Source organism: Leuconostoc mesenteroides subsp. mesenteroides (assembly GCA_009676745.1).
GTDB lineage: Bacteria > Bacillota > Bacilli > Lactobacillales > Lactobacillaceae > Leuconostoc > Leuconostoc koreense.
On sequence record CP046062.1, the window covers coordinates 195,189 to 210,000 of the forward strand.

17 protein-coding genes, 1 tRNA gene and 2 rRNA genes (1 of these 20 running past the window's edge) are annotated in these 14,812 nt (G+C 36.2%); 6 read left to right on the top strand and 14 right to left on the bottom strand.

The annotated features are described in order from the left end of the window. Window positions 1-111: 111 nt before the first annotated feature. From efp to GJV51_00900, 3 genes are all read right to left on the bottom strand, one after another. The gene (gene efp / locus GJV51_00890; protein ID QGM24630.1) at window positions 112-672 is read right to left on the bottom strand and encodes an elongation factor P; all 561 of its coding nucleotides are present in this window, start codon (window positions 670-672) and stop codon (window positions 112-114) included. Between the two features lie 85 nt (window positions 673-757). Next, entirely contained in the window at window positions 758-1,234 is a 477-nt protein-coding gene (locus GJV51_00895) for a MarR family transcriptional regulator (GenBank protein QGM24631.1), read from the bottom strand. A gap of 3 nt (window positions 1,235-1,237) precedes the next feature. Continuing rightward, window positions 1,238-1,789, bottom strand: coding sequence for a TIGR00730 family Rossman fold protein (locus GJV51_00900; GenBank protein ID QGM24632.1), 552 nt, complete (start codon window positions 1,787-1,789; stop codon window positions 1,238-1,240). 137 nt (window positions 1,790-1,926) lie between these two features. On the opposite strand from GJV51_00900, the gene GJV51_00905 reads away from it, so the two are divergent. Beyond that, on the top strand, window positions 1,927-2,139 hold the full coding sequence (locus GJV51_00905; protein ID QGM24633.1) for a DUF1447 family protein: 213 nt from the start codon (window positions 1,927-1,929) through the stop codon (window positions 2,137-2,139). Continuing rightward, on the top strand, window positions 2,139-3,821 hold the full coding sequence (locus tag GJV51_00910; protein QGM24634.1) for an RNase J family beta-CASP ribonuclease: 1,683 nt from the start codon (window positions 2,139-2,141) through the stop codon (window positions 3,819-3,821). Before GJV51_00905 ends, GJV51_00910 begins: the two co-directional genes overlap by 1 nt. A gap of 53 nt (window positions 3,822-3,874) precedes the next feature. Here the strand turns inward: GJV51_00910 and GJV51_00915 are convergent, their stop codons facing one another. Further along, entirely contained in the window at window positions 3,875-4,264 is a 390-nt protein-coding gene (locus tag GJV51_00915; protein ID QGM24635.1) for a DUF805 domain-containing protein, read from the bottom strand. A gap of 217 nt (window positions 4,265-4,481) precedes the next feature. Further along, window positions 4,482-4,553: transfer RNA gene (locus tag GJV51_00920), tRNA-Asn, on the bottom strand. Window positions 4,554-4,933: 380 nt separating this feature from the next. On the opposite strand from GJV51_00920, the gene GJV51_00925 reads away from it, so the two are divergent. Beyond that, window positions 4,934-6,448 carry a phosphoenolpyruvate carboxylase gene (locus tag GJV51_00925; GenBank protein ID QGM24636.1) on the top strand — a complete coding sequence of 505 codons (1,515 nt, stop codon included), beginning with the start codon at window positions 4,934-4,936 and terminating at the stop codon, window positions 6,446-6,448. Window positions 6,449-6,544: 96 nt separating this feature from the next. Further along, entirely contained in the window at window positions 6,545-7,444 is a 900-nt protein-coding gene (locus GJV51_00930; GenBank protein ID QGM24637.1) for a diacylglycerol kinase, read from the top strand. Window positions 7,445-7,461: 17 nt separating this feature from the next. Here GJV51_00930 and GJV51_00935 read toward each other — a convergent pair whose 3' ends face one another. Beyond that, window positions 7,462-8,421, bottom strand: coding sequence for an ADP-ribosylglycohydrolase (locus tag GJV51_00935; protein QGM24638.1), 960 nt, complete (start codon window positions 8,419-8,421; stop codon window positions 7,462-7,464). An 18-nt stretch (window positions 8,422-8,439) separates the two neighbouring features. Beyond that, on the bottom strand, window positions 8,440-9,597 hold the full coding sequence (locus GJV51_00940; GenBank protein ID QGM24639.1) for a methionine adenosyltransferase: 1,158 nt from the start codon (window positions 9,595-9,597) through the stop codon (window positions 8,440-8,442). A gap of 361 nt (window positions 9,598-9,958) precedes the next feature. Here GJV51_00940 and GJV51_00945 point away from each other — a divergent pair, with 361 nt between their 5' ends. Continuing rightward, window positions 9,959-10,786 (top strand): hypothetical protein, encoded by an 828-nt coding sequence (locus GJV51_00945; protein QGM24640.1) that lies wholly within the window; start codon window positions 9,959-9,961, stop codon window positions 10,784-10,786. A 51-nt stretch (window positions 10,787-10,837) separates the two neighbouring features. Here GJV51_00945 and miaA read toward each other — a convergent pair whose 3' ends face one another. Both miaA and GJV51_00955 read right to left on the bottom strand, forming a co-directional pair. Further along, complete coding sequence (miaA, locus tag GJV51_00950; protein QGM24641.1) at window positions 10,838-11,722, bottom strand: tRNA (adenosine(37)-N6)-dimethylallyltransferase MiaA; 885 nt, start codon at window positions 11,720-11,722, stop codon at window positions 10,838-10,840. Next, entirely contained in the window at window positions 11,715-12,458 is a 744-nt protein-coding gene (locus GJV51_00955; GenBank protein ID QGM24642.1) for a glycerophosphodiester phosphodiesterase, read from the bottom strand. The genes miaA and GJV51_00955 overlap by 8 nt, the downstream gene beginning before the upstream one ends. 83 nt (window positions 12,459-12,541) lie before the next feature. Between GJV51_00955 and GJV51_00960 the strand changes: the two genes are divergently transcribed. After that, window positions 12,542-12,724: a DUF3042 family protein gene (locus tag GJV51_00960; protein QGM24643.1), complete on the top strand. Its 183-nt coding sequence runs from the start codon at window positions 12,542-12,544 to the stop codon at window positions 12,722-12,724. Between the two features lie 28 nt (window positions 12,725-12,752). Here GJV51_00960 and GJV51_00965 read toward each other — a convergent pair whose 3' ends face one another. The 5 genes from GJV51_00965 to GJV51_00985 form a co-directional block, all read right to left on the bottom strand. Then, window positions 12,753-13,157, bottom strand: a complete 405-nt coding sequence (locus GJV51_00965; GenBank protein QGM24644.1) for a rhodanese-like domain-containing protein — start codon at window positions 13,155-13,157, stop codon at window positions 12,753-12,755. Window positions 13,158-13,221: 64 nt separating this feature from the next. Beyond that, window positions 13,222-13,929, bottom strand: a complete 708-nt coding sequence (locus GJV51_00970; GenBank protein ID QGM24645.1) for an adaptor protein MecA — start codon at window positions 13,927-13,929, stop codon at window positions 13,222-13,224. A 57-nt stretch (window positions 13,930-13,986) separates the two neighbouring features. Next, complete coding sequence (locus tag GJV51_00975; protein ID QGM24646.1) at window positions 13,987-14,421, bottom strand: Spx/MgsR family RNA polymerase-binding regulatory protein; 435 nt, start codon at window positions 14,419-14,421, stop codon at window positions 13,987-13,989. A gap of 131 nt (window positions 14,422-14,552) precedes the next feature. Continuing rightward, window positions 14,553-14,669 (bottom strand): 5S ribosomal RNA (rrf, locus tag GJV51_00980). A gap of 97 nt (window positions 14,670-14,766) precedes the next feature. Continuing rightward, window positions 14,767-14,812: ribosomal RNA gene (locus GJV51_00985) — 23S ribosomal RNA — on the bottom strand (it continues 2,871 nt past the right edge of the window).

Consider the following 14,812-nt stretch of genomic DNA (forward strand, 5'->3'; position numbering starts at 1 on the left):
GAAAATAGTTTATAAAATAAAAAGTTCCGCGGGGGAACTTTTTATGATAAACACGTTCACTACCGCTCAAATGTTACTTGTAACTAAGCGACAATCGTACATTTACCTTAATTAGGCGCGTCCTTTGTACGAACCATCTTCAGTATTAATGATAATAGTTTCACCCTCATTAACGAAATCAGGTACAGTGATAGTAGCACCGGTTTCGACTGTTGCCGGCTTGCCAGAACCAGTTGCTGTTGCACCTTTGATTCCTGGTTGCGTTTCTGTCACTTTCATCTGAACAGTTGATGGTAGTTCTGCACCAAGCACTTCATTCCCAAACATGGTAATTTTAACTTCCATACCCTCAAGCAAAAACTTCAAAGCATTTGTTAAATATTCATCAGGAATGTTGATTTGTTCATAACTTTCAACATCCATAAATACACGGCCATCATTTTCAGCATATAGGTAAGACATTGGTCGAGTTGTGATATCTGCTTGTTCAAACTTATCTCCAGGACGGAAAGTAACTTCATTAACCGCACCAGTTCGTAAATTCTTCAACTTTGAACGAACAAATGCACCACCTTTACCAGGCTTAACGTGTTGGAAATCCAAAACACGCCAAATTGAGTTTGAGTATTCAATAGTCAAACCAGTCTTTAAATCATTCATGCCGATTGCCATGATTAGTATCCTCTTTATTCGATAATATAGTTTATTATAACAGAAATCCGTAATTTATGCAGACTTCAAACAAGTTAATATTCTATCACAAATCCTGATTGGATTCAATATTTTTGTTGTTTAACTCAGGCTGGACAATTAACTTTTGGAAGCGTTTCAGTGTTTTCAGAAAAGATTTTCCTTCTTCTACGCCAAAAATATCCAACCATTTATGAAAACGCTGTTGTACTTTCATGGTCATTTTCTTTTCAACAGTCTTTCCTTCTGGCGTCAAAATTAGCAACACACGGCGATGGTCTTTTTCATCAGGCACATGTTTTAAGTAACCACAATCAAATAATGGTTTTAATTGGCGAGCAACAGCTCCTTTGGTTACACCACGGTCTTTAGCTATTTTGGTTAGCGTCAGCGGCTCATCACTATCCGCAACAGCAGCCATAATGAGCCATTGCTCAAAAGAAGCGCCATACTCGCTCGTTGGTTGCGAAATTAATTTTTCAAGGTTTTTTAATGCTGACATATATACATCAATAGATTCATTCAATAATTCTGAGTTTTGCATAGACTAACCTTCAAAGTTTTCTAGATACTCAAATATTGCATCAATTGAATCGAACATTTGCACCGATCTCATATCATGCTCACTTACAAAACCATCTTCATAAACTTCGTTTAACCACGTCCAAAATTTATCATAGAACCCGTTAACATTAAAAAGTGCTAACGGCTTGTCATGCAAATGAATTTTTGACCAACTGATGACTTGTGCGATCTCCTCTAAAGTTCCAAAACCACCTGGTAACACAATAAAAGCATCCGAATGATCCATTAATAGTTGCTTGCGCTCAGTCATGGTATCGACTTCTACTAATTGCGTAATTTCTGAAGGTTCAACTGCTTCTTCAGCAAGATTACGAGGTGAAATGCCTAAAACTGAACCACCGGCAGCCATTGTACTTCGGGCGGTTGCACCCATTAAGCCATCTTTGCCTGCACCAAAAACCAACTTGATTTTTTTAAGAGCAATTCTTTTACCAAGTTCTTCTGCTGCTGCTATGTATTGGGGATCATTGCCTGATTGTGATCCCATAAAAACACCAATAGATGATATTTTCATATGTTTGTCCCTAATAATAATTTATCAATTATTGCTTTATTAATCAAGCAAGTGGTTGAAATCTTAGTTTATGTGGTAAACTAGAAAATAAGGTTTTGTTCGTGACAAATTACTATACTATATTAATGGAGGCATTTATGATTTATAAAATTTACTACCAAGAACACCCTGAACGCAGTCCAAAGCGTGAAACAACAGTTTCGATGTACATCGAGGCGGAAAGTTTACCACAAGCACGTGAAATTATTGAAGAAAATACAGAATACAATGTGGAGTTTATCGAAGAATTATCTGATAAGGCTATAACTTATGAAAAAGCCAATCCACACTTCGAAGTTACAACATTCTAATGACATATTCTGTAGATATCAAACCTAACGAAGTCGCGGTCTATGCGCTAGGCGGTTTAGGCGAGATTGGTAAGAATACGTACGGCATCGAGTATCAAAATGAAATTATCGTCGTCGACGCGGGCATTAAGTTCCCAGAAGACGAATTGCTCGGTATTGATTACGTTATTCCTGACTATACTTACTTAGTTGATAATATCGATCGCGTTAAAGCACTGGTTATCACCCACGGACACGAAGACCATATCGGTGCAATCGCCTACTTTTTGCAAGCTGTTAATGTCCCCGTTTATGCTGGCCCATTAGCAATGGCATTAATTAAGAACAAACTCGAAGAAAAACAGATGCTTAATCGTGTCGAACTTCATGAAATTACTGATGGATCAGTAATAGAATTCGATAAACTCAGTGTCGAATTTTTCCGTACTACTCACTCTATACCGGACGTATTTGGTGTAGCTGTACACACACCAGTTGGGACTATTGTAGAAACTGGTGATTTTAAGTTTGACCTGACACCAACTACCAAGCAGCCACCCAATCTTTGGTCAATGGCTCGCATTGGCGAAAATGGTGTGCTACTCATGATGAGTGATTCAACCAATGCTGAACGTCCGGAATGGACAAAATCAGAAGCATGGGTAGCAAAATCTGTCAACCATATATTTGATAAAATACAGCATGGACGTATTATATTTGCAACGTTTGCTTCTAATATGAATCGTGTTCGTATGGCTACAGATGCTGCTATTGCACATGGACGTAAGATTGCGGTATTTGGGCGTTCAATGGAATCAGCTGTTACCAATGGTCGTGCCCTAGGATATCTAAATATCCCTGATGACATGTTAGTTGAACAATCAGAAATCAAACATATTCCTGACGATGAATTGCTTATTCTATCAACTGGTTCCCAAGGTGAGCCAATGGCTGCCTTGGCTCGAATCGCTGAAGGAACGCATAAGCAAATTCGTTTGAAGCCAAAAGACAATGTTATTTTCTCCTCTTCACCAATCCCAGGTAATACAGCTTCAGTAAACGCTGTTATTAATAAACTGCAAGAAGGTGGCGCCAATGTCATCTACGGTAAAGTTAATAATATTCATACTTCTGGTCACGGTGGTCAAGAGGAAGAAAAGTTAATGATTGCTTTGTTGAAGCCTAAATTTTTCATGCCTGTTCACGGTGAATACCGTATGTTAAAGGTCCACGCTTCATTAGCACATGAGTTAGAAGTACCGGAAGACCATACTTTCATTTTAGAAAATGGTGACGTCTTAGCGCTGGATGGTGAAAATGCACGTGTTGCTGGTCATTTCCCTGGTGATGACACATATATTGACGGCTCTGGAATCGGTGATATCGGTTCAGTTGTGTTACATGATCGTCAAAAATTGTCACAAGATGGCTTAGTTGTTGTTACTGCAACAATCGATTTGAAAAAGAAAGAAATTTTATCTGGACCAGATATTTTATCACGAGGCTTTGTTTATATGCGTGAATCTGGTGATTTGATTAATGAAGGTCGACGCGTTATTTTTAGCACAATGCGCCGCGTTATGAATAGTTCAAATAATAGTGAGTCAGATATTCGTCAAGCTGTTATTGATGACTTGTCTCGTTTCCTATTTAAAGAGACTGCTCGGAAACCGATGATTATGCCAATGTTGATTATGATTTAAATAAAAAAGCACCTAGAATTTTGCTAGGTGCTTTTTTATTTGACGAAGTATTTCTAATTCACATTACTTTGATTTAACGTCCAACGTGATTCCGGTGTCGTTGGTAAAATCATTAAAATAAAGAACCAAATAGTTCCAACAATCGGAATCAAATCAATAAATATCCAACCAGCACTTCGGTTTGTATCGTGCAAACGGCGTGCTTTTAAGGTAAAAGTCGCAATCCACACAATTATCATAACGACTCTTGTTGTCAAATTAGCCGACAAGTCACCAACAGTGTAGATATCTTCAATTGAATGACCTTGAAAATTTTCCAAGATGCTAACTAATATTCCACCCAAAAAATAATTAACAATTACTGGTATCCAATACTGTGTCCGAGTTGCTGTTGCATGCCAAGAAAACATTTTTGTCCAAAATTCACGATAAGCATTAACCATGTTATTTCCCCTTTTTTCTAATCAACCAATGATACCACTCTTTTCCAAAAAAGTTAATTTAGAGAATCTGTCTAGAATTTGTTAACAAAACAAAAAGCAGCTGCCAATAATCAACAATTCCAAAGAATTACACAGGATTAACTCACACTTACGAGCTATAATTAACTTACATAACCAAAAAGGCAACTCAAGAAATCATGAGTTGCCTTTTCACCGACTGCTCCACTTGGATTCGAACCAAGGACCTGCGCATTAACAGTGCGTTATTCTACCACTGAACTATGGAGCAATGAAATAAACAATGATTAAATTATAATGTATTAATTATTAGTTGTCAACATATTTTCCAGAAAAAAATTGTAATTCCATAATAGAGATTTAATAATTAAAAATCAACATCCAGAATAGTATCAAGGCATTTAATTTCAAACATCTGTCAGAATAGTATGTTGTGAACAAGCATCACTATTTTAAGTACAGCTGTTATTATAATGGTTATTAAAAAATGTTAGGTTAAAAATCAAAATGAATGGTTCTCAAAAAATAATTACTGCAATAATCGAACATTATGGCTTATTTAACTTAATTATTCATAAAAAAACTGATATTATTTCTGCTTGTCGTTTGTCAGTGTGTTACAATATCATCAGTACAAATTAAGGAGCTATCATGACATCACGTAAAATCCCTTCAATCATGGGAACACAACATCCAGATAACGCTAATGCGCCATTCTGGGAAAGTTCTCAGCAACCATTTATCAGTGCCTATCGAGAAACCGGTGAAGCATTTGAAAACTTTAATGAACTAAATGTCGATGAGTATATGTGGGATTGGGAAGGTAAACATGCTGATGCAGCTGTCATTGATCGCTTGTTTAGCACAGAGTATGATTATTTCAAAGATCATCAAATCGGTCGTGACAAGTTTTTAACTTTCCGTTTCCCTAATATTTGGGAAGAGAAAGGCTACAACTTAATGCAAGCAATGACTGCCTTCTTAAGTTCTGAAGACTTTGCCCATGACCTTGGCTTCTCTCGACCATTATTTGAAGCTATTCTGCCAATGGCACAGCGTGCAGACCAAATTCTGAAAATGCAAATTTTGTTTGAAAAGTTGGCTAACTTCAAATCAGCAGAATTTACTCGCTCTGATAAAAACACGCCCTATATTGAAATGATTCCTCTTTTTGAGGATTTTGAAACACAACTACATGCACCTGAAATTTTAAAAGAGTATTTGACTCTCCACGAAGAACATTTTGGCTTCCGACCAAAGTACATGCGAGTATTCTTAGCTGGATCGGATTCTGCCTTAACAGCTGGATTTATGAGTTCAATTACTGGTAATAAACTGGCAATTGCGCGACTTCATGAGTTTGCTGCAGAAGAGAACATTGAAATTTTCCCAATTTCAGGAACCGGATCAGCAATTTTCAGAGGTGGTTTATCTCCTCAGCGTATCGATCGCTACGTCACAGAATTCCCAGGTGTTCGCACAGCAACGGTTCAATCAGCATTCCGTTACGACTTTCCTATTGAAGAAGTACAAAAAGGTATCGCTGAATTAAAAGAAAAATTGCCTGTTGCAGAACCATTAAAAATATCTCTTGATGATCAAAAGATTTTAACTGAGATAGCTGAAGAGTCTGCTAAGTTTTATTCTAATACGTTAGATAATTTGATCCCTAGTATGCAAGCAATTTTCAAGGCGTTCCCAAAGCGTCGTGATCGACGTCAACACGTTGGTGTCCTCGGTTATTCACGTTCAGTTGACGGCATTGAATTACCAAGAGCGATTAACTTTACTGGCTCATTCTACTCAGTGGGAGTACCACCAGAATTTATTGGTTTTGGACGCGCATTGAAGCATTTAGACGCTGATCATTTGAGCGTATTTGTTCGCTCATATCCTAGCATGAGTAAAGATTTTAATGAACTAGCTCGCTTTGTTAATATGGATGCTTTACAAATTCTAAAAACTCAAAATGCTGCTTGGGCTGAAGTTGAAGAAGATATTCTCATTATGCAACGTATTTTCAAGTTTGAAATTGGCCCTCAAACACGCGAAGAACAACAACATGCTGAAATAGCACTTCAAGTTGTGCAATTTAAAGAAGGTGCTCCCATTGCCATTACAGCCCTTATTAACCGCATGGCACAATTACGACACTTCCTTGGATAAAAAGCCTAAACAGGCTTTTTTATTTGCTCTCAGTTCGCCTTACCATTGAAATTTTGATACAATGATAATAATTTGTTTGAAAGCAAGAGTCAAAATATGCCAGATTTCCACATTATTAATTTAATTGAAGATAACTACCAAAATATACAATCTGCAAATTTCGTCTCTCATGTGAAAAATTCACTACCGTTTGCTTCGTGGGATGATACTCGATTTAATGCCGAAACAACCTTTATAGCAAAAAGACTGGCTAAAAAAATACCGGATGAATCATCAAATCATGTCATCTTAGTACTTGGCAATGACAGCACTTTGAGTACTGTATTAAATGGATTACTTAGTATCGAGCGCCAACATCAACTTCCTATTAGTTATATACCTTTGAATGTTCATACTAATTTTACACCTGCGCGCCATTTCAAAGCTGAAGCAAATATCTTACTTCAGTTACAGCAAATTCATCATCCAAAATTTTTAAATATTGGCAAAATTTGTGGTGATATACCCAAGCAACAAACTAAGTATTTTGTTAATAGTGTTGGCATTGGTTTGGATACTAAATTAACTGAACACAAGAAAAATAGTATTAAAAGTGACGGTTTATTCAAACTTAAACTATTAAAGCATCATTTTTCGACTATCAAAGCATTCTTGAATCAAAAAAGTTTTCCTGTAACAATCAACGTTTGTTCGGAATATTTGCAACTACCAAACGTCTACTTACTATCCCTGAAAAACACACCAAATTCAGCAGTTACTACTGATAATTCAATAGATATGATTGTTCTTGGTAAAATGAAGATAATGCAATTTGTCATCGGTATTATTTTCAATCGTAACGATTTAAGATCAAACATCATTCGTCGTGTTAATCTATCTCCCGGGGATGCTATTCATGTTCACGATATTCAACCCGGACATATCGACGGTGAATTACTTGGAAATGGTAGCTTTTCATTTACAGTTAGTCAACAGTCTTATCCATTTTGGATTTAAAATACAAAATAAACCCACTAACTTAGGTTAGTGGGTTTATTTAATAGATTAAATCTTGATGAACGTTCAGCTTGCCCAATTACCGTTGTAATCACACGTTTTGAAACAAGATTTTGTCCAAAGTCTAATACTAAATCATCTTTATAATATATTGCAGCGATGGCACTAACTAATGTGGGTACAATACTATTAGCATGACCATGAATCAAAGATTTTTCAACTGCTTGCGTATAATTCTCACTATTCAACAAGCTCCAAATAACCGCTTCCAATGTTGGTGATGCTTTACCATTTAATTCAATTTTATCAGCTGGTATATTTGAAAAATCAGGTAGATTAAGATCGTAAAACGCAGTTAGTTCATTTACAAAAACTTGGTGTCGAGAATAATACTCAAATCCAAATGCTAATCCATTTTCTACGGCATCAGATATCAAATGCCCATCTAATATTTGACTGACAATAAGGCTGAGCATCCCCACACTGACTAGAGCACCCTCATCATTGTGCGTTAAACCAGCTATTCTGTGTAACATGAGCATGGCCGATTCATCATTAATAAAAGAAACTCCTACTTGATGATATAAATAAAGCGATACTGGTAGCATTCGTGACAGTATATTTTCACTATCAGCATCATCCGTACCAATTCCTGCTGCCAATATATCTCTATTTTTAGTATAATTTTCTAGCGCCTGCTTGGTCACAATATCTACATCCTGGATTGTTCCCATTGGTGCATATTGACGTTTTTTATACCAGCTCTGCAAATGAATCATTACATCTGCCAACTGATACCCACGTGATAAACTAGCCGTTGTCGTCAGTGCTAAGCTTGTCTGGGTACCCCATTTTAGCTCATGATCTGACTCACCTCGTAACAATTTTTCCTGTTCACGAACTGGCAAATAAGCAATACTCTCACCTACAGCCATTCCTTTCAACAAAAATTGAATTGTTGATCCTTTTTTAACCATATTTCATTTTATCATGAATTAAAGCAAGTTTTTGATTTCTTTCACCTTATCTAGTGATTCCCAAGGAAGATCAATATCAGTACGTCCAAAATGTCCGAATGCAGCTGTTTGTTTATAAATTGGACGACGCAAATTTAGGTTGTTAATAATAGCTAATGGTCTGAAATCAAATAACTTAGTTATAATTTCATTGATTTTGTCTTCCGAAATTTTGGCTGTACCAAATGAATCAACGTTCAATGATACAGGACGTGCAACGCCAATTGCGTATGATACTTGCAACTCTAACTTATCAGCAACTCCAGCTGCAACCATGTTTTTGGCAACATAGCGCGCATAGTAGGCAGCAGAACGATCCACTTTTGTAGCATCTTTACCTGAAAAGGCACCACCACCATGATGGGCAGCACCACCATAAGTGTCCACAATAATTTTACGTCCTGTTAGTCCTGAATCGGCTTGTGGTCCACCTAAAACAAATCTGCCAGACGGATTAATATAATAAATCGTATCTTCGTCTACCAAATCCTGTGGTAACACTTCATCAATGACATGCTTACGAATGTCAGCTCGCAATTGTTCTAATGTGACTTCGTCATCATGCTGTGTTGAAAGAACCACAGCAGCAATACGCTTAACTTTATCGTTATCATCTAATTCAACTGTTACTTCGCCTTTAGCATCTGGTCGTAAATATGGTAAACTTTCGCTTTCACGTACATCACGTATTTTACGCATTAAACGATGTGACAAAGCCAATGTCAATGGTAAATAACTGTCTGTTTCGTTCGTAGCATAGCCAAATACCATACCTTGATCACCAGCTCCAAGTTGATCTGGATCATCTTCTGCATTATCGACAGCTTGCGCAATATCACCTGATTGCTCAACAATTCTATTAGAAACGTTGACTGAATCGGCAGTAAATCCTAGTTCAGCGTGATTATAGCCAATTTCACGAATTGTATCTGTTGCGATTTTGCGAATATTAACATAAGCATTCGTGGATAATTCACCAAAAATGGATACATCTCCTGTTGAAGTAGTTACTTCAACCGCTGAACGTGCCTTTGGATCTTGCTCGAGAACTGCATCTAAAATAGCATCAGCTATTTGATCAGCTATCTTATCTGGATGCCCAGCAGAAACTGATTCCGATGTGAAATACTTTGCCATGAATACTCTCCTACGTTTGGTCGTCACCTTTAAATCAAAATAAAAAGCTAAAAGTCGCATAAAAAAGCGCGTTCGACAAGCATAGTCGAACGCGCTAACGTGACGACTATCTGTACAGATGGACCACCATGTCAAAACCAATGAAAACACACACGAATAGCTGTTTTTCATCATTTTGCCGGTTGGTGCAGGGTCATTGTGCTGTATCACTCGCCTACTCTTGATAGCTGTTTTAAATTGTATAGACAATCATATCAAATGCTCCATTAAAAAGCAAATTGTACTTAAAATATTTCATCTGTAACTATGTCGTTATCAAAACGACAACTTTACAATTCAAATTTACGGTACAATATTAATCATGGAACAAGATTTTTTTCAACAATCAAATATGGCCAAGCGCCTGCCAGATGGCCGTTCAATGCCTCGACGCTTAAGCAATAATGCTCAAGACAAACGAAGTTTTGAAAATTTTTATCCAATACATTTTCGTGATCGTCGTTTTTGGGTACCACTATCTGTAATCGTGCTCTCTCTAAATATCATTTGGTGGCGATTACCCTTACTTCATACACACTCGCTGCAAGGTTCCGTTACTTGGCAAATTGCACCATTATTTTGCTATACAATAACAATTGCGGTGGGTATGGCACTTATGGTGACTCAGAACTTTCGTAGCCTAATTAGTTATATTTTTTTTGCTCTTGGTAGCCTGTTTACATTTAGTTCGTTAATCCAGTCAAGACATGAAATATTCGTTCTATTATTACTTTTATGTGTCTTCTTAGTCATTGTTCAACAACTCTGGCTTGGCTTACAAAATATTCTAGGATTAATTTTAATGGCCGTTCTAGCGACATTTACAGTGCCTATTGCTATTTTTTATGTGCAAAATAATTTTGTAACCGAAAAATTTATTTTGCAACTATTACCTATGTTTTTCAGTTTTATTTTCTATTTTACCCCTATTTTAATGCCAAACCCGGATGGTAGAAAATTAAGTATTTTAACACTTGGTCTATTCTGGGTTGTATTATTCAGTCATCATGTTGGCATCAGTATCATGTTTGTCGTACTTTTTAGCTTATTGGCTTTTGTTCTGCAGTTTATGAAAGCTAAGTTAGGGAATTGGCAAAATATGGGCTATATCTTATTACAAGCTTTCTCAATGTTATTGTTATATCATTAAAAAGAACACTGCTGTGTTCTTTTTTGTTTACAAACAGCAACATCATTCTAATTATAACCAATCTTCAATCATCTCTGTTAATCTAATTTCAGCCGTTTGTCCTTCTAGCCAGACTAATCCAGGTATTTGATGACGTAAATAGGTTAATTGTCGCTTTGCATACCGCCTAGAATCCTGTTGTAATTGGTTAATTGCTTCATCCAAAGTTGTTTGATTGCGTACGTAGGGGAAAAACTCCTTGTAACCGATGGCTTTTCCTGATTGTAGTACTTCCCCACCAGCATCCAGAATGGTTTGTACTTCTTTCAATACGCCATCTCGAACCATATGTGTAACACGATTATTGATACGTTCATAAAGTAGCTCACGGGGCCAATCAAGGGCAATAACTTGCGCATCATACTTTGGCCGTTGCATTAATTTTGCATCTTTTTTCCCATGTTTGGCTATTTGGATTGCTCGAATAACACGTTGCTTGTTTTTCAAATCTACTTTTTGAGCACGATTAATATCTAAAGATTTTAATTCAAAAACCAATTCATCTAGTTCATAAGCATTTAATTTATGCACCTCTTCCGTATCACTTGCGGCATATTCTAGTTCTTGAAATCCCAATAAAGCTTTAACATATAGCCCAGTGCCGCCTACGATAATTGGTAATTTACCTCGTGAAATAATGTCAGCAATAGCTTCATCTGCATCAATAATAAAATCACCCACAGAATACTTGGCGGTTAACTCTACAATGTCAATTAAATGGTGCGGAACAATACTTTGTTCTCTTTTAGTTACTTTGGCAGTTCCAACGTCCAAGCCACGATAAATTTGCATCGAATCAGCTGATACAATTTCACCATTGAAACGTTGTGCCATATTAATAGATAAACTACTTTTACCGGAGGCTGTTGGTCCAGTCAATACGACTATCTTATTCATTAACTTTTTGTATCTCCTTACGTATTCGGCAAGCCAGCGCTACTTGATTCGTGATAATTCCCGGTAATTTTGCTTTGAATACAGCACGCATATCTTCTTCCTTATCAACTGTCCAGGGGCGAATGGGCAATCCTATACGCCAAAATAATTTTGGTTTTCTTTTTAGTATTCTAATATCAGGATGTACAAATTTAAATACACCAATACTTTTTAACCACCAAGCCTTTGGTGAAGGCCAAAATACTAGCGCAGCAATTTTAGCATTAGGCTGAAGCTTTCGTATCGTTCTTAATGATTTTAAATTGAAGCTTTGATAAATAACATCATATGTCGGATCAAACCGATTCACTAACTTCAAAACTTCTTGCTCAATACCCGGATAGTCAGTATGATCTGTTTTTATTTCTAGAACTAATGTTTTAGTAAACCCTTCATTCTTTAAAAAAAGTAATAGTTCTTCTAGTGTTGGGATTGAAACGTTATTCATCCTTGGATGTTTATAACTACCTGCATCCAACATTTTTATTTCTGTTAAAGTTAATTCCTTTACTAAGCCGGTCCCATTGGTTGTTCGATCTACTGTTTCATCGTGAATGATCACAAGATGTCCATCTTTCGTACGATGTACATCAGTTTCAATCATGTCAATGTCATATGCCAAAGCTGCCTCAAAAGCAGGTAGTGTGTTTTCTGGAGCAACTATGCGATATCCGCGGTGTGCTATTATTTCTGTCATGTTTTACCCAATCATAGTCATTTACAAATACGCTGAAATGGTTGATAATAGTATTTAAAGAAACTTAAGAAAGTGGAAAAAATATGAAATCATTTAAATTAGGTGTTATCATTGGAACTTTTGGAACAGCCGTTGCAGTTGCTGGAAGTGCTTTAGTATATCGACACAAAGTTATTAAGCCCATTGAACAGGCAGAAGAAGAATACAATGAAGTCTCTAAAGCAGCTATCAGAAGAAGCGTTGCTGCGCATCAGTCACGATACTAAGAAAAAGAACCGCAATATTGCAGTTCTTTTATTTTGTCTTTTTACCTTCATAGCGATTAAAACCGCCTCGTAATATGAAAACCTTATCTTTTTCAAAACCTTGCTTACTTAATGATTTAGCAGCTCGCACAGCATCACGAAGGTTATCATCGTATAGAAAGATGTCACGATCTTTACGCAACCCAGATTTTCCCTGCAAAAAATTCATAGCCACAATGTTTCGAGAGCCTAAAATATGTGACCGTTTATACAATGTGCTTTCCCGCACATCAATAATTTGACCGTTATTTGCTTCTAGTTTTTCAGTAAACTCAGTAGGCTTTAACAATGTACCATGCATTTTTGCCGAGATGAAAACCCAAAACCAACCACCAAATGAAATCAAAATCCAGGCAAATGCTATTATCGCTACTAATAATAATACGTTATTCATATTTTTCCTCTTTAACTTCTTAAATAATCTTATTTAATTGTACCAAAAAAACGCTTAATAGCGTTTAAGAAAATAAACTTTTAACTTTTTCAAGTGCTTTGTGCTTCAATATAAGTTGTCCATGCTCATGCAGAACTTCATGTGTGACATGACTAATACGAGAAAATTCTAAAGCAATGGCCAATTCATTCTTTATTTGCTCTTGAGTAACAGAACTATCAAGAACTAATAGATTTAAATAATACGTGCCCTCATATAAATATAGGTCAGATACTAAATTTTCAATTTTAAGGCTATTTGCAATAGCAATAACATTCTCAAAATCAGATAATTTCAATATTACTTTCGTTTTTTCAAAGTTCTCTTGAGAACTATTTTTTTTGTCACTTGAAGATACTTTTGATTTCACAATATCTCCTTTATCTGATTGACGCAATTCTTGACGTCTCTTATCAGAAATATTATCAATATTTGCCGGTTGCTTACTTGTAAAATTGGTAATATTATCTAATATGTCAGAAATTTTGTTCTCTTCATCTAGACGTGAAATGAATAATTCCAATCCATTACGATTTGGTAAAATTTGAAACGAAACTTGATCATCATCTTCAAAATCATGCTCAGTGTCTACTTCAGACAAAATATTATAAAAAAAAGATTCGATTTTTTCATGATTACCCAATAGTTCCATTACAGTAATGCCACGATCTTTTAAATCAGAATTATCAATCATAACGCGGATTGTATTTTCATTAATTCTTTCCTTTTCCATATTAATATTCCTTTCAAAATTTATAGATCAGAGCTGATATTATATTCAAAAAAAATCTTACACTTCTTCGACAATTAAGTTCTTCGCTTCTTCCTCAAAGTCAGCCTTATATGTTGCACGAATTAATTCTCGCTGACGAACAGTTCGTGGCAAAAAACGACGAATCTCATCCTCATTGTAACCTACCTGCATACGCCGATCATCAATGATTATTGGTCGCTTAAGTAATGATGGATACTCCACAATCAACTTAATCAATTTATTTATAGTAAGATCTTCTAAAGACATGTCTAAATTTGCAAAAACTTTTGAACGTCTAGAAATTATTTCGTCCGTACCATCTTCAGTTAAGCGCAACATTTTACTAACTTCTTCTGCTCGTAATGGTTCTTTGCTCAAGTTTCTTTCAAGATATGAAATATGGTGTTCTTCCAACCACTGCTTTGCTTTTCTGCATGAGGTACAACTCGGTGATAAAAATAGTGTAACCATAAGAATGTTGACCTCCCAAAAATCTTAGTAATTACATTATACCGTAATTACCGATCAAAGTACATGAACCTAATATAAACAACTAACAAAAAAGAAGTATCTCGTTTGAGATACTTCTTTTCCTATGTACGGCACCGCATCGTCCTATCCTCGCAGGAAGCGATCCTCCAACTACTTTCGGCGCTATAGAGCTTAACTTCTGTGTTCGGTATGGGAACAGGTGTGTCCTCTATGCTATCGACACGACACCTTGAGTGTTATCCACTCAAAACTAAATAATAACAAATTCTTCTTCTATCCTAAACCACTCATAATTGCTTATCCGAATATTTCTATTCTTTAGACTTTGGTTAAGTCCTCGACCTATTAGTACTAGTCCGCTCCATTGATC